Source organism: Paenibacillus sp. Paensp111 (assembly GCF_059492195.1).
Genome location: NZ_CP168527.1, coordinates 811829 through 833313, shown reverse-complemented (window position 1 = coordinate 833313; position 21485 = coordinate 811829). Strand labels below are relative to the sequence as shown.

Annotated in this window: 12 protein-coding genes; 2 read left to right on the top strand and 10 right to left on the bottom strand. The window is 40.5% G+C overall.

The genetic code is table 11. The features are described from left to right. Positions 1-47: 47 nt before the first annotated feature. From ACEN86_RS03885 to ACEN86_RS03865, 5 genes are all read right to left on the bottom strand, one after another. Entirely contained in the window at positions 48-1037 is a 990-nt protein-coding gene (locus ACEN86_RS03885; protein WP_495633051.1) for a hypothetical protein, read from the bottom strand. 65 nt (positions 1038-1102) lie between these two features. Continuing rightward, the gene (locus tag ACEN86_RS03880; RefSeq protein WP_495633050.1) at positions 1103-1672 is read right to left on the bottom strand and encodes an SF0329 family protein; all 570 of its coding nucleotides are present in this window, start codon (positions 1670-1672) and stop codon (positions 1103-1105) included. Between the two features lie 363 nt (positions 1673-2035). Continuing rightward, on the bottom strand, positions 2036-3025 hold the full coding sequence (locus ACEN86_RS03875; protein WP_495633049.1) for a tRNA dihydrouridine synthase: 990 nt from the start codon (positions 3023-3025) through the stop codon (positions 2036-2038). Positions 3026-3218: 193 nt separating this feature from the next. After that, positions 3219-4412, bottom strand: coding sequence for a winged helix-turn-helix domain-containing protein (locus ACEN86_RS03870; RefSeq protein WP_495633048.1), 1194 nt, complete (start codon positions 4410-4412; stop codon positions 3219-3221). Positions 4413-4710: 298 nt separating this feature from the next. Next, positions 4711-5607: a glycerol kinase gene (locus ACEN86_RS03865; RefSeq protein WP_495633047.1), complete on the bottom strand. Its 897-nt coding sequence runs from the start codon at positions 5605-5607 to the stop codon at positions 4711-4713. An 803-nt stretch (positions 5608-6410) separates the two neighbouring features. Here ACEN86_RS03865 and ACEN86_RS03860 point away from each other — a divergent pair. Both ACEN86_RS03860 and ACEN86_RS03855 read left to right on the top strand, forming a co-directional pair. Beyond that, positions 6411-6911: a GIY-YIG nuclease family protein gene (locus ACEN86_RS03860; RefSeq protein WP_495633046.1), complete on the top strand. Its 501-nt coding sequence runs from the start codon at positions 6411-6413 to the stop codon at positions 6909-6911. Between the two features lie 15 nt (positions 6912-6926). Beyond that, entirely contained in the window at positions 6927-8177 is a 1251-nt protein-coding gene (locus ACEN86_RS03855; protein WP_495633045.1) for a DGQHR domain-containing protein, read from the top strand. A 98-nt stretch (positions 8178-8275) separates the two neighbouring features. Here ACEN86_RS03855 and ACEN86_RS03850 read toward each other — a convergent pair whose 3' ends face one another. The 5 genes from ACEN86_RS03850 to ACEN86_RS03830 form a co-directional block, all read right to left on the bottom strand. Then, a complete protein-coding gene (locus tag ACEN86_RS03850) occupies positions 8276-13612 on the bottom strand; it encodes an FtsK/SpoIIIE domain-containing protein (protein WP_495633044.1) in 5337 nt (1778 codons plus the stop codon). Then, on the bottom strand, positions 13609-15153 hold the full coding sequence (locus tag ACEN86_RS03845; protein WP_495633043.1) for a hypothetical protein: 1545 nt from the start codon (positions 15151-15153) through the stop codon (positions 13609-13611). The genes ACEN86_RS03850 and ACEN86_RS03845 overlap by 4 nt, the downstream gene beginning before the upstream one ends. Continuing rightward, positions 15146-16984: a hypothetical protein gene (locus ACEN86_RS03840; RefSeq protein ID WP_495633042.1), complete on the bottom strand. Its 1839-nt coding sequence runs from the start codon at positions 16982-16984 to the stop codon at positions 15146-15148. Before ACEN86_RS03840 ends, ACEN86_RS03845 begins: the two co-directional genes overlap by 8 nt. A 142-nt stretch (positions 16985-17126) precedes the next feature. Continuing rightward, positions 17127-18002, bottom strand: coding sequence for a hypothetical protein (locus ACEN86_RS03835; RefSeq protein ID WP_495633041.1), 876 nt, complete (start codon positions 18000-18002; stop codon positions 17127-17129). A gap of 5 nt (positions 18003-18007) precedes the next feature. Further along, positions 18008-21484, bottom strand: a complete 3477-nt coding sequence (locus ACEN86_RS03830; protein ID WP_495633040.1) for a DUF6079 family protein — start codon at positions 21482-21484, stop codon at positions 18008-18010. Between the last annotated feature and the right edge of the window lies 1 nt (position 21485).

Below are 21485 nucleotides of genomic sequence, written 5' to 3'. Positions count from 1 at the left end.
AGAGTTCCGGCAGCCTACTTTTTATATCTAAAAAGTGCAGACTACAACTATAGATTATCTATCGCAAAGTCTAATACTTCTTCTCTAACATTTTTGGGTAATTCATACCTATCATTTTTCAAAGCGTGAGGATTTACTTCTACCTTTTTTCCAGCATCTTCTTCTTTTTTCACAAAGCATTCTATTGCATTTATTGGATTCGATGGCTCACTCAACAGTAAAACCTTTAATTCCCTCAATAGTTGATGTTGACTGATGTCCTGAAACTTAAGCAGTCCATTAGTACTGTTATATTGTGATTCGTAGTTGTCGTAATTTTCAATTACATCCCAATCTGGCCACTTCGACCGAAGTTCTTGAGATATGTTGGGGATATCATTAGCATGCCAATACTCTAATCTTTTCGCCGTAATATCAATATGGAAGCCCCCCATGGGGAAATCCTTAGACCATTCTTTTAAGGAAATACTTTTATAACCAAATGATTTATCTATGTTGTTAATCAAATCAGGCCCATATGATAAATAAATATCTACACCCCCGCTAATCGGAAACAGTAGTAACTCGTTTTGAGAGAACTTTACACTAGCCACAGTATCAACCCAGCTTTTTTCTTCAGGAGGTGCAAGACTTAAATCATTAATATCAATTTCAGAACTTGTTAGAACCTTTTCCTTAGGGTAACCAACGTATGTAGCTAAATCTAATATGCCTTCGTAAGCCCATTTAATCTCCCAATCCTGCCAAGTAATTCCCATAAGTTCTAAATAGAGTTTCCTTAGTGGAATGTCATACAGTATATCTTCACCACCATAGAAAAATAATTTCTTTTTATCTAAATCAAGAATTGCCCCGCCTTCTGCCCACACATCATCTAACCATCCTGATTCATCAACCCTTGTCTGGATCTCAATAAATTGAAGGGCATACTGTTCCCCCCAGAATAAATCTTGTGGCAGAGTGTTCGCACACCAATGACTGTAATACAACTCGTAAGATTCATTCCTGACAATAATTAAATTTGCTCTTTGTCCCATGATTCTCACTCCGTTCAAAAGGCTTTGCTGAGGATAGTGACTCTATAGAAGTAACTGTTTTTACTTCACAATGTACTCCGCCGCAGCTCATAGAAATACTGCACAATCGGATGCTTTAACCCCATCTTCTCGGACATGTTCACAATTCGCTTTTTACCAACCCTTCGGTCTACCAAGGCAAGAACATTAAATAGGATATCATTGCTCTCTATGCATTCCTCGATAGAGGTATGTAGATACTTATTCGCCGCAACAATAAAATTTGATTTACTTAATGAAGCCTGTGCTGACAAAAGCTCTTTGGCATGTTCTGAACTTTTCCTGCTTCTGGCCATAACTACTAATCGATCCTCAGGCACTGGCCCCTTACTGGCTTGTCTGACCGCTTCAATATCGTCTTGGGAGACAGGAATTTGGATATCCGGATCATTCTTGATTTCCAGCTCCGTCTGATACCATTTGATGAAGCTGGCTTTATCACTCATATTGAGTACGTTCTTTTTATCTACCGAGATATAGCAAGTCCCCGGTTTATCAGCTACATAACGGTAAGCCGGTGCGCGATATTCTACCCTTCCAATTAACGCAGGACTGAGAAATCCCTCCAGCTGCTGCTTCAATTTGCTCCAGGACATATAATCCTCCTCTATATAAAAACAGAGGAAAGGCTTGCTGGCTCAGGGTTTGATTCCCTCTGCATTCGTCCCATCCTCAATCTGTTTATAAATTTTTATATTATCTGCGCGGATTTATTCTTACTATATAAGTCGAACTAATGATTTACGTGCTAGGCTGCCGTGTGAAATGTTCCTACGATCGCTGTTGTTCTCAGACTTCTTTATTAATTTTCTAAGGTAGAAGTCTAATCACAAAGGCGAACGCTCCGCTTCTCCGAAATCATTTCACACTCTTGCTTATAAGTAATTCTTAAATTCAACTTATATAGTGAACTAACCCGTATTTACCTAAATCGTCCGATGATTCTTTAATCTTGCAGCTTAATTCTCGCGTTCCTCCGCCTCATCATGCTCCCTGCTTCCAAACTCATCAAGCAGCGCACGCACTTCGCTTGTGGACTTCGCGTTCATTAAGTTATTCCTTAGCTCACTTGCCCCTCTAAATCCGCGGACATATATTTTGAAGAATCGGGCAAGTGGCCGGAACGAACGTAGTTCCAGATCTGAATATTGATCATGAAGATCCAGATGCAGCCGCAGCAAATCAAGCAATTCCTCGCTGCTATGCTCCTTCGGTTCCTTCTCGAAGGCGAATGGATTTTGAAAAATACCGCGCCCAATCATAATCCCATCCACACCGTACTGCTCAGCGAGCCGGAGGCCGGTCTGACGGTCAGGGATATCCCCGTTAATGGTCAGCAGCGTATCTGGCGCCACCTCATCACGAAGCTTCTTAATCTCCGGAATCAACTCCCAGTGGGCATCTACTTTGCTCATTTCCTCTCTTGTACGTAGATGAATGGACAGATTCACAATGTCCTGCTGCAAAATATGAGTTAACCAGCCGCGCCATTCTTCTACGTCCGTGAAACCGAGCCTTGTCTTTACACTGACGGGCAGTCCTCCGGCTTTGGCGGCCTGGATAATATCAGCTGCGGTATCTGGGCGGCAGATCAGCCCGCTTCCTTTTCCATTCTCCGCTACATTCGCTACAGGACAGCCCATATTAATATCGATGCCCTTGAAGCCTTCCTTCGCCATGCCGATACTCATCTGACGAAAGTACTCCGGCTTGTCTCCCCAGATATGAGCAACCATGGGCTGTTCATCCTCTGTGAACGTCAACCGCCCGCGCACACTATGGCTTCCCTCCGGGTGGCAGTAGCTCTCTGTATTCGCAAACTCGGTAAAAAACACATCCGGTCTGGCCGCCGCACTCACGACATGCCGAAACACAACATCCGTCACATCTTCCATAGGCGCCAATATAAAAAAGGGGCGTGGCAATTCACGCCAAAAATTATTTGTCATATCAAAAACCTCTCTAAAGCATGATAAATCAAATTATATCATAACCTTGGGAGAAGCATGCTCACTGGGTAAATTTTTAAAAAGAGGGGTGTCCCCTCTTGCTGTTGAGAATTGCCCTACTTCTTCATCTTCAATCAGCAGCTTGACTGTGATCGAATTCATTCGCTGAATGGGAATGTGAATAATGAAAATGTCAGTTCATAGACTCTACCGAAATCGTCTCACATCCGTTGAATAATGCAAATTTTTGCAAACATTCGTTCAAGGCTATACGTAATTGCTCTGTTGGCCTTACGCCGTCCTCGTACCAGATGTTTTTTACAACGAGTGTTCCGGTTTTTCGCTCCGCGATGACCTCAGCTCGTCCGATGAAGCTTTCTCCATATAATAAAGGAAGCACATAATAGCCGAATTTCCGTTTAAGTGCAGGCGTGTAAATCTCCCACGTGTAATCAAATCCAAACAATTGGTTGATCAGCTTTCTGTCCCAAATCAAGTTATCCAGTGGGGCTATCAGCTCGCATCGTAGTTCCGGCTCTGGATTTTGCAGGACGGCTTCAATAAGCGGTAAGTCCTCCGCACGGCAGTACAGGGTATCCTTCATTTGCTCCACGGACACAGCAACAATGCGATCCTCATGTAGCAACTGACGGAAGGCCTCGTTACGCTGCTCCGCCTTCAATCCCCAGATGTTCAGCCATGCATCAGATGCACGATTCCATAAAAGTCCAACAGCGCCGATCCGGCGCAATACCCGCCATTTGTGATGCTCAAGATCGCTCTCTAGCGGCTCGGGTGCATTGATCAAATTTGGGTGTATGTACTTCTCGGCGATATCGTAATATTTACGTGTTCCTTTTTTGTGATGGATAATCAACTCGCCTGTCGAGTACATCTGCTCCAGCACCGACCGGGATGCATTGTTCCCGCCGCTCCAATGAATGGCGGATCGCCAAGCGAAATTTCCTTCCAACTTGAGATCATCCGAACTAATCGCGCCGTGATTTTGAATGTAGGTCCTTACTTGCTCTGTCAACGCCTCCATCTCAGGATAGCGCTTGGCATGCTGCCGGGCAGCTTGCCTGTATCGGTCAAAATAAGGCCAGTCTAGGGCAGGGATAATAGCCAGATTCTTATCGGGATAATCGATCAGTAATCTATCTTCATACAACAATTTACCCAGCATGTCCTTAGTAAATCCTTTGATTCGCGACTGCAACACCAGCTCGACGTTTTTTCCGCAGACATCTATGGGATCATATTGAATACAACCGACCTGCCGTACAAATTCCAATATGCCCTGCTTTCCGGTAAATTGATATTCGCCCAACAGCCCGTGCTTCAATAACAGAAACTGCCGTGCCTGGCGGTTCGTCAATTGGATCATATATGTATCGACTCCTTAATAATCAAACATATGTTCCCATAATATTTTACCATTATATGAGAATGGAGACAAGAGATATTGAAATCCTTCATGGGTAATAGGGCAAACCGGCTACACAGGTCTTGGACGTACAATCTACATAAGAAGTTACAAAAGTGTTGATTGTGGTAACCCTCATCAATACACAGACAACACATAACAACGTATAGAGAACTTAGTTAAGCTGCACCTTCGAACGCACAGTACTCAACACGAGTAGGCACGATCAATCTCATTTTCATTATTTATACTAGCTTTTTTAATAAGCTTGAATACCAAACTTTAAAAGCTTTTTCGGCAAAATATCATCGAGATTCTGAATATCCGCATCTTCAAGTTCGATCAACTTAAAACCATACTTTTTATAAATATCTAGCTTTACTTTTTTTCGTTCTACGTATCTTTCGTCATTCTCCATTCCCCAATATTCAATATAGACCTTGCCGACCGGCAAATAAAAATCGCAGTATGCCTCTTCTTCAATAGGCAGCCTTCTTTCGTAAGCATGGACAATCTCGGACATATAAAGCCAGTTATCGATGAGCATTTCCGCTCGGGAACGGACATAGTGTCCATCCGCGGTCCGATGCTTCGCCTCGAACTTATCACGAAAACCTACCGCTGAGGAGGATTTGACCTCTCCCTCTTTTTCTTCCCCACTACTTACGCCTTGAACACTTTGGATCGTTTCCAACAGACGTTTATTTGTTAATATACTTTCATTCCAACAAACATAAGGTATCCCAGTTCGTACATATTCAAATTGCTTACCGCCTAAACTCTCACCCAGCTTGGTTAATACCCAGCCTTTGACATCTTTTTGAATCATTCCAAGCTCAGATAAAATTGGGTTCATTCTAAACTTTGAAATATTAAAATGCTTGCTTAAAGCGGTAGTGTTGACTAGCTTGCCCTCTTCTTCACCTTCCTCCGCCATTAGCAGTTCCTTGTTATCTTCATCCCACGCGATATAGGTCCCATACTGGGGATGCGTTTTCATTACGCCTCCGGCTTCTTTTCCTATATCCGTTAGATTCCAATTATTGTTCTCACGATTAATCAGTCCCTTTTCTAAAAGCTTTTGAAATAAATCTTTTGCCGAGATTTTCAGTTCTTTGGCTAATGCTGATGTAGATATGTATTTTGATGTAGACATGAGGTTACATTCCTTCCAGTTAAATATATATATGAGAGTTTAGTACTTGGTCTCTATATTGTAATATCGGTATTACCAATAACCTAATGTATATAAGAGACGGAAGGATAAAAAAAATGGGGTCAAATAGCACTTAAAGTCGTATTACAAACAGGGTTGAAACTATCGGAAAAAGAAAGGATTAAGGGGTTTAGCAAATAAAGGAGAGGCATTTCGAGAAAATGCCCGATAAAACAATGGATTGGAAGGGTTTGGCTCTTTCTTTCCACCTGCTTCTTCGTCCCTGGTTTTAAAGAAAAAGCCGAGCGAGAAACAGGAGTAAATACCTGAATTCGTTCGGCTCTTATGCAAACTATTTAGGCTTTGATGAACTTTATAATGCTACTTATAACCATTCCTCACCAATAAAGCCACCGACTCCACATGCACCGTATGCGGGAACATGTGGGGGTTGGTTGTAATCTGTGTTAGTTGGACAAAACCCTTGATATATAAGGGTTTTGTCCATGGCATGTTGTTCTTTTTGTTCGAGTTTGGTTGCTTGTTGACGGTGTTCGTCAACAAGTCGTCAACAATACTCCTACCATACGTGACCTGATGCAGGTTACTTTCAAAGACAACACCTTTTGCAAACACTGCCTGCACGACTAAACAATCCTCCTATATCAACAAATTTCACTATCTCCATTCACTATTTTTGTTGTAAAGTATAGAATATACTTATCGTATTAATACCTTTAGTATAATTAGCGTGCCTTTATTTTGGTTATCAAACTATATAAATATTGATCAGGTGATAAAATATGGATGATGTAGATCTCATACATAAAATTAGAAATACTTCAGTTAGTTTTCGCTTATGCCCAGATTTATGGCAGTTAGAAGACTTTGATTGGTCCCAGACTGTATTCCATGAAAAAAAATTCCTTAATACCGATGGCTCAGCAATGCACGATCATATGAATGAGCTCCCCCTAACTGCAGGTGGTATATACTTTTTTTATATTAGACCGGGTATACTTCCTAATACAGAATATTTAGTTTACATAGGTAGAGCCCAATTTACCAATACCCAAAACCTTAAAAAACGTTGCAGAAGTTATTTTCAGAAATACCCCGAAGAACGTCCGAAAATAAATACTATGATAAGGGAATGGGGGCCTTATCTATACATAAAATATATTGAGCTGACTGACAACGACACTATAAAATCACTTGAAATAAAACTAATTAATGCACTTGTTCCGCCATTTAATGATGAAATACCGAATAAAACAATTAAAAGAGCTGTTGACGCTTTTTAATAAGGAAGTGGAAGAATGAAATTACCCGCTATCCGTGGAAAAATTGGAGTATGGAATTATTACGTTTCCACATTGAGTTTTCAGGATGTAGCTCGTTACGTAAAAGAAATTAATGACGAGCTGCATAAATCCACCACTCTAAGTAAGATGATTCAACGAAGCATAACTGATAATTATAAAAAAATAAAAAGTTATATTCTGAATCAGGATGAACGTTTTTTCAATTCACTTGTACTAGCAGTTTACGATGGCCATCCCCAGTGGGTTGAAGTAGAGATTAACTACGACGACGGTGAAGAGTTTTTCAATATGGGCTTTTTGAAACTAAATGGAGAGGAGAAAATATTTCCAGTCGATGGGCAACATCGAGCTGAGGGTATAAAACGTGCATTAGAGGAAGATGGAAGCTTATCGACACAAACTGTGCCAGTTATCTTTATTGGACACAGTACAGATGAAGAAGGAATGCAAAGGACACGTAGATTATTTAGCACACTAAATCGTTACGCCAAACCAGTCAGTATGAGGGACATAATCGCCTTAGATGAAGATGATGTTGTAGCGATTATTACAAGGGAAATCTTGGTTAACCATCCTCTTTTTAAAAATGATCGCGTATTGGATTCCAAGGGGAAGCCGATTCCTGATTCGAATAAGCAGGCTCTTACTTCAGTAATTACACTATATGATTGCAATAAGGAATTATTAAAAAGTTTCAAGACAATCAATAATAATAAAACAGCTCTTGCAGATTATTTAAAATTAAGGCCATCGGAGGAAGAAATTGAAGCCTTTAAGGAATATGCTTTTAATTATTGGGATGATTTTGTAACACATATAACCGTTATTAAAGAATTTCTAGCGACCGAAGGCAATGCACCTGCCGAAGCTTTTAGAAATAGAGAAAATGGGGGCCACCTTTTATTCAGACCTATTGGACTTCTCCCCTTTGTCACCTCTACCTTAGAAATATGTCGCAGGGAAAGTAACTCTACCCTTGAAAAAACATTTAGAAAATTTAACATCGTGAATTTGCAACTTAATCAACAACCATGGATTAGATTTTTATGGAATGATCACGAAAAAAAAGTAATCTCGGGTGACAACCAATTAGTAAAACTACTATTGATGTACATGTACAACCCAGACATTTTAAAGGAAAATGAAAAGATCAGTCTTGATGCGAAGTATATTGGGAAACTTGGTAATGCGGAAGAAGCCCGAGGTATCCTTAATCAATTGAGCCAATCAAATACAAATGAATAACCAAAACAAGAAAAAGTAGCGGCAATTAATCCGCTACTTTTCTTTGTTCAACAATTAATACAGTTTTTCCAAAGCACCAAATAGATAAACAAAATCTTCTAAAGCGTTTTTGCAATAACAGCTATCTGTTCCGTTGGAAGAAAGGGCACTTGCCCAAAAATCAACCCAGACTCCCCTTGTAGCCTGGCGACCAAATGCCCCTTACCAAGAAGCTTTTCAGCACCCTTTTCTCCGAGGGAAATCTCCGAAGTCCCAACACTTTCAACCCGAAGTATTAACCGATTCCCCAAGTTATCCCTTAACTGAACCGGCAATACGTTTGCGTCTGGGCGCTGTGCTGCGAAGATCAAGTGAATTCCTGCCGCGCGTGCTTTTACCCCAAGACGCTGTACAATGGAGGAAACCGCGCCCTTATACTCATCAACGAGCATCCATTCAGCGAATTCGTCGTGTATTAAGAATATCAGCGGAAGCCTTTCGCTGTCGGATACCTTGGCATTATAGTCTTTCAGGTTATTTACTTTGATTTCCTTAAACTTTTGGTACCTATCATTCATTTCAACGACGAGGTCCTCTAGTATCTGTGTTGCTTTATTCTGGTCATCGATAATGCCTTCAACAAGGTGTGGTAATTCAGCAAGATGCATATAGTCGACACCGTATTTGGGATCAATTAAATAAATGTGCGCCAGATCCTTGCTATTGGTTACGCAGATATCAAGGATTAGATTTTGCAACAAGACGGATTTACCACTTCCGGTTGCTCCCGCTATGAGAGTGTGTGGGGCATGCTGAGTTCCGCCTTCGAACTCGCCCCCCAAATTTAGGTAAAGTAATTCCCCATCAATTTCTTTGACACCAATAACAAAACTCATGTTTAACCCGGATGCATTGGTTTGAACTTTCCTTACCTTCCATACATCCGCCAATGATATGCTTTGCCTATGCGGGCGGGCCAAGGAAACAACAATCTCTCCAGGTTGGGCCATTATGTTTATGACATCAAGGGCATGTGTCGTAAGAAGAATAGATCTCCTCTTCTCAATATCATCAACTTTTAACTGGTCCGATCCCTTTAGCTTTATGACAACAGCATTTGGAGTCAATCGAAATCCAACCACTTTCGCTTGCAAGTTATAGCTAATCAAAGCCATTCTAAGTTTATTTACTGTCTCACTAACCCATGATTGATCCTCATCGGTTTCTTCTGTGCTTTGAGCATTCTGTAATATCCATGTTGCTAACTGAGTATTCGCCCATGGAATTTCACTACTCATTTCCGAGTTTGATCCAGTATTATTTGATTCTCCTGATTCTGCTTCTTCTCTACCGGCCACAGGAGGATCATTCTCCTCTATTCCCCCTGTAACTTCATCCGGCTCAAAATCAAACTGCACCTGATCGTCATCAGAAGTATCAGGGGTCTTACTCTGTCCTGTACTAGACCCGTTATTACTTGCAGCAACAAAGTTGATTCTTGGAGCGGGTAATTTAGAATCGCATAACTCCCAAGGCTTACTATCGTCAAGTTTCTCCCTGACTTCTATAATGGAGTTTCCCTGGTGATAGGCCAAGACTAACTCCCTGACAAGATCTCTTGTAAACACTTCTTGATAGGAGTTCTTAGCATTCGCAATAGGATTTCTTTCACTATCTAAAGCTGTGTCAGGTAATGTAGACATAAATACATGCGAGTAACCCTTGATCTCAATGGGAATTTCTCCTGCCCGAATACCTTCTCGCAACTCTTCGACAGTGAACGGAGAATTTGGAGCTAATTCAATACCGTCATTTAACATATCACTTAATCTAGATAGCCATAAATCACGATCAAGTCGTCCTGGGTTACCAAATAGTGCGTTATCCATTCTTGAGACGGTATCACGCAACTGCTTTGATGAATTCTTCCTCGCTTCAGATACGCCCTTGGCATCAACATACTTTGCTTCAGAAACAAATACTTGAAGATGCGGCTTATTTTCAACCATTTTGGGTGAAATTGCTAAAATATCTGCGATCTGCTCTTCTTTCTGTCCAAGCCAACTTGCATAATCATCAAGGAAAAACCAAGCTACAGCCTGCTCTGTTCCCATCTCAGATTGAAGGATCATCTTACTAAGCACGACACCAATTAATTCACCCGCGAACACACCTCGTTTTGCAGCACGAAGAACGATGTCGCCTGATATGGTATTGGCATCCTCAATAAACCGCTCCGTGAGCTCCACTAATTCCGCCTCAGTTAATCCTAAGCCTAAAGCATTCAATCTTCTTTTTACGAGTACATTTAACAGGTTTAATTGAGATTTTGATGAAACAACAACGTTTGAGCCATGGGATTTATTGTGCTGGTACTTTATTACTTTCACCCCAAGATTCCTAAGTTGCCTACGTTCTAATAATTCGTCATAATTGACTACCCATTCGCCAAGCTTGTGTGCTTCGTCGAAGATGGCCTTCACCTTATCATTCTGAAAAGATATTTGCCTTGCCGGTAAAAAGAATGTTCCTGGGTTAACGTCTTTTCCCTTTACAACGGAATAAACCGACGATAAATAAGACCATCCAACAGAAGGCTGACTTGGGCATGCCAAGTACACCGTAGATTTAAGTTCATCCTTCGCCGTAGACCTTCTTTTTGCCCACCGTGAAGGATAGTGGTTAAGTAACTCTGGCATCTGCCTCACCTGAACTTCATCCCATTCAAGGTTGGCTTGCCGTGAAATAACATCTTGCAAGAATACGATATCAGCTAGCTTTCCCTCTTTTGGGTCTAATGCACCAGCCTCATGTGCCATGACGCCTACACGGAGACGTGCCATAAAATCACGGGTTACCTCGCTCGCAACAAAGGAGTCGGCATCGCTATCCGTACTCTCTATCATTTTCATATATAATTCATTTAATTTATTTGTATCGCGATGCCTCAAGATCACCTGACAGCGAACTTCATCTTCAACTTCATGCATCGCTGCTAACGAATTTACGATTGTCTCCGGAAGTCTTGTGGAATCACAGTTGTACAAGACTAAGCTTAAATTCGTCTTTTCATGAGGTTGAAGCTCCAAGTAACGTTCTACTAGACTAAGAAGTTTATTACTTGCCTCTTTTGGATCTTCATTCGTCTGCATTTCTTCTTCAGTTCGCACTGGGCTTTCCATTAAGGTGTAATCATTCTTAGTATCTGTAATCGAAAGGAGCACCGGTTCATGGCCCTTATACCCTATTGCAACTTCAGGGTAATATGGATCTACTATTTCTTCTTTGAGATCCGAAAAGAACAAACGTTGATCGCCGAAGTCAATTTGGTCCGATGTTAAGACATAGTTTATTAAACCAATGACTTGCCGCGCCTTAACCGCCTTTGCCGCCATTCGCATTGGATGCCATGGAGCTACTATTGTCATTGGCTTATTTTTATCTCCATCCACCCTAATGTTCCCAATATCCAAAACAGGCTGCACGATATGGATTCGATTCATATCGCCCAAAGCATGCTCTTGTAAGGTTCGTAAGAACTTATCGTACAGCTCGCTTTGTTCAATCATTGAATCAGAACTGATACCGTCAATTAGCCAATCATTTATAGACTGTTTGTACTTAGTTGAAAAGTTAGCCCACGTTTCTTTTAGAGCATCATAATCACTCTGAGAAAGTCTGGCTTCTTCAAGCAACTTCTTCAGGTTATTTAAGATTAGTTTTTGCAAATCAGTTGTTTTTGCATAGACTCCAACTAAAGAACCTCTATCCTGTCCAAATACTGCTTGAATTGTACCGACATCACTCAAAGATAACCCCTGCAGCTTACCTTTTTTGCTAACAGGATTTTGCGATACACTAGAATAAGAAAAGGGGTGGTCAGCCAGTCTCCTTAAATCATCGTGAAGCTCAAGCCCAATCTCTTGAGGGTTACCTTGCCACACCAGTTTGACTTCATTTTTTTGCTTTGATCTCTGCAAGTCAAGGTAACCAAGCTCTAGGTAAAATACGATCTGAATAGCCGCTTTTGCCGTTGAGGCGTTCTTTTTATAGCCTTTCTTCTGTTTGGCCTCTAATACTAACTCATCGTATTTAAACAAATGATAAGTTTCCCAATTTACTTGCCAGTGGTTGGTTAACTTATCAAGCCCCTTATATGCGTTACAGAAGGCCATTCCCAAATCTTCATTTAGATCCAACCAAGATTTTTTACTAGTGGTCTTCTGAGTACGAATTCTTAGAGTCTTCTCCCCAACAAAACTATCGCATTGAGCGAATAGGCGCTCAGTTGCCTCTAATAAACCAACTAAAAAATCATTGCATTCAATCGCCTTTCCATAAACGAAACGATCCCATTCTGACTTTAGTGCTTTGTCTGTCTCCAAGTTATGACGGTGTTTATCGTAAAATTCCTTATCTTCCTCTGTAGCTTCCTTCGCTTTTTTCTTTTTAAAGAATGCGTTTAAATTATCAAGATAAAGAATCTCCGCATCCGTTAAAGTATCTGGAAACTCATCATCATATAATTGCCGAGTTTTTTCTGCCAGATTTATTTTCATTGGCTTCAATTCGAAAAATAATAGGTTGACTTTATCCGTTTCCCACTCTAACTCCGATAGATTCTCCGCGGCATTTGACCAACTTACATTGGATTCAATGAACAATTCCATGATTGGCTGAACGGATGGATCGATCTGGCTTTTTGCCCTCTCGTAAGAAGCTCGAATCTCACTATTTTCGATGATTTGACGATTCGGATGCTGCTTATATAGATAACAAGCCTTTTTGGTATAAGCATCTGTAAAAAACTTCTTCCATCTGCTCGAATGACCCAAAGCATTCTCAGGTATTCCATCAAAATAATAGGAATCGCGCGGAATACGGAGCGCAGGTAACGCCCAACCAAGTGCCCTAACAACAGGGATCCCATTCTCCGCAATTGTTTCACGTACTTTTACAGTAAATTCACTAAATTCCTCAAGGCTACACTCAGTTGCCTCTTGCAAACCTTTCAGAGCTTGCTGCCAGTGCCTTTTTTGTTCATCGCTTAGGGGGAGATCGCTACTCGCTACCTGAACCCAAATATCCGGGTTACTTTTTAAATCCCCTGCCCCGACCCTTGTTATATCTCTTAACGATTGCCCTTGATCATCGTTAGTGTTCGCTAGTAAAATAGCGGGCTTATCACAAGTAGCATTTCTCCAATACGTTGTCTTCTCGTCAGTTACCATTTCAGAAGGCAACCCGCCGCCCTCAACTAATTTCCGTGGGACCTTTATGGCCATTATTGAAACTAACAGCATATCCTGGCTTATCGTTTTGCATATATTGGTGACCTGGTCTCCAGTAAGGCGATCCAATAAGAAACGGGCAATCCCCTCTTCGGATTGGCTGTTTTGTAATTGCCGACGAAGATATTCAGTAGCTACCTTTCCAATCAACTCTAATTGATTCATAATAAAACTTCCTCCTGAATCCCAAAAGGATTTTCTACATATGCGCATGCATCAGATAGTCTTCGTAGCAACCCCATACTAGCCAATCGTTGTTCTAGTCGTCTTGCATTGTCTGAGAACGCTTCTAAATCTGCTCTCCCAGTCTCCGTCAATTCAAGAGCCTGCTTATCACCAATGATAAAACCATATTTCTCATATAATTTATCTAAGAAGTCTTGAAACTCCATTCTCTTCGGAACCACACATAATACTAAAGATTTTAGAAACATGTCTTGGGGAGCATAACGAAGTCTTCGAGCGCCTCTTCTTGAAGAGAGCCCTATTTCTTTTCCCCAGACACCGTGAAATTTATCAACATGCTGTTGGTGTCTACTAATGGCTGCCGTAACAAACATATCAACTAAATCTTCGGGTGAATTTGCAGATGCAACCTCGCTCTCTTTGTTTTCTTTCGGCCAAGCATATTCGTTTTGTAGTAAAGCTATTGCCTCATGTATATCCGTAACTTGATTCCAAGACTCCGTTTCGACAACCTTTCTGATGTATGTCTCTACTGCTCTCCGAGACATATTGTTGTGTTCAAAGAAAGATTCAGAAGATAATTCTCTGATAATTGTTTTCTTAGGAGAAACAATCTCTAATATAAATGTGAGCTTGTTAGTATCACCTAAGACGGCCTTCGCCCGGTTTAAACTGTACATTATTAAATGAAGTCCGGTTATATTTACAAGGTGTGGAATCGCATCGTAATTCGGAATGTTGCTTTCTAGCAAACGCAACCAATCATCCGCGAGCAATTCATAGTCAGCCAATTCTGGATAAGGCAAATAAACACCTGGTCGAATAGGAGATGAACTTACCGTATCTTTCGGTTCTAGTGCTGCAACTAAACGATTAAACTTATTTGATGGATTTAAGACGCTTTTCTGTAGGTTTGCAAGTATTTGAACCCCTTTGCCGCTTCTCGTCAACATTAAATACAACAACTCGCCAGTTCTACCAAAAAATCTTCGATCATTCGTGAAGCCGTTATCTTTTACATTAAGGTCTTCATACAAACAGTCCGGCCCGTATGGAAAAATAAATTGTGAACTCCACCGTTTGTTGTTCTCGCCCTCAATTGTTGTTTCTCGAAGAAACTGAATCGCCGATGCGAAATCCCCGAAATTTGAAAACCTTTTCTCTAGGTATTTGAAATCGGCGTTAACGATGCCGGCTTGTCCCTTTCCCATAACTTCGTACCACTGCAGCCAGGCCTCTTTATCATCATATCTATACTTACTCGATATTAGAGTTAATTGAGGGTTATTAAACAAGATGTTCCGTAAGTAGAGTCTTGACTTGGGTGAATACGCCAATTTGTTTGGTTCGGATTCAACAAATGCACGACCATACTCGAGTTCAGATTGAAGAACATTTAAAAATTCCATAAAACAAAGCCATGGGGTTTGCTCATCATATAATCTGTGGCCCCAGATCGCCTCATCTACCCACATATCTGCGTCAATCTTTGTCGGGCGCGAAAGTCTTTCGTTATTCATCGCAGTTAACCTCCACGATTCTGTCGTCAATCAGGCCGTCTTGATTAAGCCGAATGATTCTAAAGGACAAATCACTTTCATCATCCGAATCTTCTTCATCTATTCTTCGGCGTTCCTCTAGTCTTTTAAGAAGCTTGCTTTTAAAACCCAGGATATCTTCATAGCATTCTCTGGAAAAACTCCCCGGCAATGCACCCTCGGCAACCCGCGAAAGAAACTCATAGCGAACCAATTGGAGCGGTAGTTCAACTGTTGCAACAGAAGGTGATAACTTCACTTCGATCACGAGCTTGCCATTTGCATTCATTCGGATCTGCATGCTTTCCCCGCGTTTTTTCGGTACCGAAATACTTTCTTCAAAAATTCTACTAACCTTCGCTTGGGAGTGGCTCCCAGAAGTAGCTAGAATCAATTCATCATTGTTCTTTGCTAACAGACCTGTAAAAATCCGATTTAAACCCTGGGAAATCCTCGAAGTTATTTGTGTAGTTACTTTGCCGTCTTTAGCTACTCTGTATACATCAGACAAAAATTCCCCAGCGTATTGGAAGGTTGTAAGATGCCAAAGTTTAAGGTCATTCTCTTTTTCTCTTGGGATTACAAAAAACAACCTTTGCCTTTGGGATCGGAGAGATTCTAAAAAGTTCTCACCGCTATCTAATACGCCTTCTAGGTATTCTTTTTGATTTGCTCGGAAAGTTGGGTCGGCACCGTAGTATGTATCGTTTAGCACAAGTTCTTCGTAGTAAGGTCGAAGATCAGGATCGTCCTCACCAAAAACTAGGATGTTATCGATCGTATTACTTGTCTCGTAACCAATACCAAATTTTCCAAGTGCAGCAAATACATCAGTAGATTCGCGACGTCTTTCCGTGAGATTCTCACCCAGAATATTTCGGTAAACACTTGCAAGCGATGCTTTATTTTCTTCAACTATTTTGGCAGCATCAGAACACGATATGAGTCGATCCTTAGCCTCCGGATGACCAAGAAGCATGTTTGACACTAGGAGAAGTAGTTGTCTTATAGGAAGGTGCACACCATTTAACTCACATAACTCCAAAAGATCAGTGACTCGCGATCGAATCAGCTGTTCGTCTTTATTCCCTTCAAGACGATTACGGTTCTCCCATATAGGACATACCTTGCCCGTTTGATCATACTCTCTCAAAGAGCACTGATTACAATCGTTCCATCCGGGATGTTGCAGTACAACATCCACAATTTGAGGAAAGAGTCTCGCCGCGCTTATTTGGCTTAAATTATAAAGTCTTAGATTAAACCCGCTTTTTTCTTTGATTTCAGTAACCAACAAATCTTCAACGCACTGTTTTACTTGTACAGTTTGTGGGTCGGTACCAAGATTCTTCCAGGCCTCGATTAGCTGCCCATCATTTGCAGCAACTAAAAACACATTGCTATCGCTTGGATTAAGGACCGAGTTAACGAACCAATTTAAGATACCTCTTTCTTCATCCTTCAGCTCACTTAAATCTTTAATAACATATAGTTTCTTAGAATTTGGCAGATCTAACTCCTTTACCTTATCGTCATTCTGCCACACCTGTAGTGAACCGTTTAACGCTAACCAAACTTCTCTGCAGTTATATGTCTTTCCATCCCCAGCAGTCCCGGTGAGTATTACAGACTTAGGATTAGGGGATTTATAATTCTCAATAAGCTCACTTAAATAAACCGAATCAACGATAATTGGCTTGATATTTTTCCGCTTTATGATTCTATGAATCGCTTCATCATACATGTTATCGTTACGCGGGATTGGGCCATACTGTCGGAGAAACCCAATCCATTCCGACTGCACTATAGTCATTATGTACTACCACCCTTACTAGAAAATGGTCCTTATGCTTCATTCGACATCTTCCATCTAATTTCCTGTTAATTATGTTAATATCACAAAATAAAGGTTTAAATAAAAAAACCGCCGATAAACGACGGTTGAGTACATTAATTTACGAAAATGAACATACACAAGGAATATCCGCATCAGCTTTAAACAAGAACTTTTCGAAACCTTCCGCCTCCATCACCTCTCGGAATTGCTTCATCGTATAGGACCCACCGTTCTTTTTCAAAATAGATACATCTTTTTGGAGGGTAGCCCTAAATCTCTCTTCCATCTCTTCTTGTTCCCGATAACGCTCTGGCCATATCGCGTATAATAAAGCATAATGCTGATAACCTCCACGCACACACCTTCCCGCACAGTTTGCGTGGGAAAATCCTTTGATACCATTTCTTAAAGCAACTTTGGCATTCTCATTTCCTTCCTCCGCTAGCTGCTCAGCAATGTTATACATTCTAGGCAATTCGATGCCCCATTCGTCACGTATAATCCCCTTGGCGTCGAGATCCTCCCTGAACAATTCGATCAATGGAAACCTAGTCTCAATAGGTTCTAATGGAAAATGAGAATAAAAATCTTTCAAGTTCTTAGCGCGATGCTTCTCGTGAGGACCAATTCCGAAATACAAAATGGGTTCTAGGTTTCTTTCATTCCTTAATTCATCTTCTAAGAAGATAATGGTTTGCCTTACTTTTAGTTCTTCCGAGCACTTGGCCAAACGCGCATTACCAAGAAATCGCTCGTCGTAGAATACTTCTTCTGGAGTTCTTCCATCGAGTCTCTCCGTAATTTCCAAACTAATATGGTTCGATACTTGCTCCATAAATCTGTAATTGTCTTCATCTTCCCATAAAGTGTTTGTAAAAAACAAAATGCAGTTCTCTTTACCGTAGGTTTGTACCATATGATTAGCGACATACGCACTCCCAGCCCCGCCACTAAACATAGCCACATGCACAACCTTTTTCTTTTGGGTATCCATCGTCATCACTCCACTTTTACTACGTAATTTTCAAACAACTGATAGATAAGGTACTCAAGCTCTTGCCGCGGGACATTTTTCCCTGCCACATTAATCATTCTTTCTAAATTTGAATAGACTGTCGCCGATTTTACAGACAAATCGACCTTATTAATCAATTTCCTACTGTTGTTAAGTTGGATTGAGACCACATTTAGGTTGCTTTGTTCAATCTCCTGCTCAGTAAGTCTTAGTTCCTCTAAATCGTGACTTAGTTGTGCAAAGAATAAATCATAAGTGGTATCAGACCAATCTTCTACTTTAACCCCGACGTATTTTCCGAAAAAATGTTCTATCCACATATCTTCATTTTCATTCGAAAGAGAGTTGTGAATTTTTTCTGGTAGCTTATTAATCGTATAAGATCCGTTGTTAAGCTGTTCCTCGACCCAATTCTTTAACTCTTTGAAGTCGCTGACCCCTATAACTTGCAACAACTTCTCAGTTAGTTCTTTCTTTATTAGTACAATGAAATTCTCAGCGTATTGCTTAGTAGCTAACAACTTATCTATATTGTGTTGGTAGAGCTTTAATAGCTTTGCGACCGATTGTTGAGGATCTACCTCCGACCTCTTTATAAGATCCCTAAGTTCTCCAAACTCTTTATCCACGTTAAGCGAAGTTTGTGCAATTCTAGGGAGCGACCGCAGCCATTTCAATAATGTACCACAAATAAATATTAGTCTAGATTGGTTGTTTAAGCGCGTTTCAAGCGAATCAGCAAAGCACTTTTCAATACTGTTAAAGAATTCAACATAACTATCATTAATGTGCTCGTAAGCGTACTGGTAGTACTCCGCCCCCGTCTCCACTATTATTTCAAAGAGCGTCTCACCATTAATACCTGGAACAAACATACCGTTGCGATACAACATGAATTCGTTCCAACGATCCCTCAGCAGAGCAACAAAAAGAATAGGGATCAATGGCTTCCTAATCCCAAACGGTGGAGCCAAAAACAGTTCAACAATATCTTTGAAGTTACCTGTCGGGTTACTTTCTAAAACTTCGATCAGTCTTGATCTAAGCGTAGAGAAAGATTCATTTATTATGTTAGAGTAGTCCAAATTATTGACATTCCCATCAAGCCTATCATTGTTTTTAAAGATGGCTGCAAACAAGGCATAATCAGGCCCATTTCCTTCAATTCCAAACTGCTGTTTACGTGGATCCTCAATAATTTTCTCAATCAGCTTAATTGCTGCATTTCTTTGTACTCCTGTAACCGCGTTCCTATTAAAGGAGTCATTCAAGATCACAGGTGTACACTTGAACATCTCATAACATTTATCGGACAATATTTCCGTAACGTCAAGTTCTGAACGTATTGTCACTTTATCTCCTGCAATGTACCAGGCTCTCCCGTCTTCGTACGAAGCTATTTCTGATAAATATTGAGAGATTCTAAATTTGGTTTCATTGAATAAGATCTCTAATTCTTCCTTAACCCCCTTATCTTCCTCGAGTAAAGTCTTATTCCTTCTCAATGAGTCCAAACCTAGATAATTGTAAACCTCAGGTATTATTTCTAATACAGGTTTGGAGTGCAGGAAGAATAGCGCCCTATCGTTTTCCTGACTCAGACCTCGTAAGACGCGATCTAGTGATTCGTGTGTCTCTTCATCTTCCGCTAGAACATAGTAGACTGAAAAATCGGACTGTTGATTCTCTTGAATCCATTTTCGTTCAATAACTTCTTTTCCATATACAACTTTTACTGCAGAGAATCTTGTCATTCCCTTGTCATCGTTGTACCGTTCCGGAAAATAAAATTTCTTTACGAGATTATTGTATAGAACTTCAATCTCCTTAGATTGATCTGTTTTTAGGAACTGTTTCTCATGTTCCAACCGTTCGTGCAAATCAACTGAGCTTCCTGCAAATAGCTCCCAGTAGTCGTTCACTCTATTAAACCTAATCACTTTATGTTTGCTTAATACGGGCAAAATACCCGAGAGTTCATCTTCATTCAGTTGTGTCGCAAATTGTAAGAATTCAGTATTGAGCTTCTGTTCGCTTTGTACTCCGCACAAGTTCCAAAGAGTTATGAACTTTACTAAGTTCGTTGCCGATTGTTTATTTAAGAGCTCCTCAGGAAGACGAGCCATTGCTTTTTTATAAAGAAGAATGTGTTCCAAAACATCATCATTCCCAAAATCGTTAGAGTCCGGAAAGAAGAAGTCAAACAATTGATGGCCTAAATAATATTCATTGCTTTTGCCTATATGATTTAATAACCCGCCCGTTTCTTGACTTTCTAGAAAAGTAAACAACGTTCTCTCATTTTGTCCGAACACTCGAGTTAAGTGCGGCAGCAGGAAGATCGATACCGGGTGAAGCGGGAACATGCCTCGAACAACCAACTCATCTCGTTCCGTCTGATTTATAGTCGGAAAGAGGGGGTACTTTCTCAGCATCTCACGTGTTTTTGTAAAAGCTGCATCACTAATAACTGACTTCTGATTTATATTCTCCGTCAGTATTAACTCCGAAATTCTGAGAAAGGTCGCCTGGTCACTTTTCACCAAATATTGATTAAATCGCTTCTCAATACGCTGAAATTCTCTGGCTACCTCTTCATTCGAAGCACTAAAATAGGAGCGTAAGCTTTTATGTGTTATTAATAAGAAATGTATTGAATTCGTTCTGTTTGCCAACTCGGCAAGATCTTGAATATCTTGCATAGACTCATTAAATTTAGTAGCATTCATGCCCTGTAAAAATCGAGCAAATTCATCATATACAATAAAGATCCCCAAGTTATTTTCTTGTAAAACGGTTGCCAAGTATTCCATCTGCGACAAAAAACTATGATCATAATCGATATCAAACGAAGCACCAGCTGTGAGAAGCGGGTACATTTCCGAAAAGTATTTAATCTCGGTTTCATTCTGCTTTTTTATTTCTTCAACCCATTGATTGAGTTGCTTCCCATCTTGCTCTAACCGCAGACGAAACTTGTCATACGTATCAGGGAAGTCTTTCTCCCATAAATCAATAGAGTTAATTATTTTCGCTGCCAGTCCGGGTAATACAATATCAATGCTCTTCTCTTTGAGTTTCTTAACAACGCTAGATATAATCGAATGTCTAAATCTGCCCTCATTACCACTCAATAAAATTGGCAGATAAGATATCGTTAGTTTACTTGCATCTCTAATCTTTGATGCAACATGGTCGTCGACTTGTTCAAGCTTTTCTATTAACGCGTCAACTTCCATAGAGCTCGTCATTTTTGACACAATACTTCCGATAACGTTGGCTAACAACGATTTCCCGGTACCATATGGTCCGATAATAATATGTGATCGGTTAGCCCCTTCAGCGAACCCATCAATGATCCCTTTCATGGCCTCAGCGTGAGAAGGTGTGGGAATATAACGTTTAAATAACTCTGCATCTCCAATATCAAATTTAATGTTAATACTTGACTTGAATGCCATC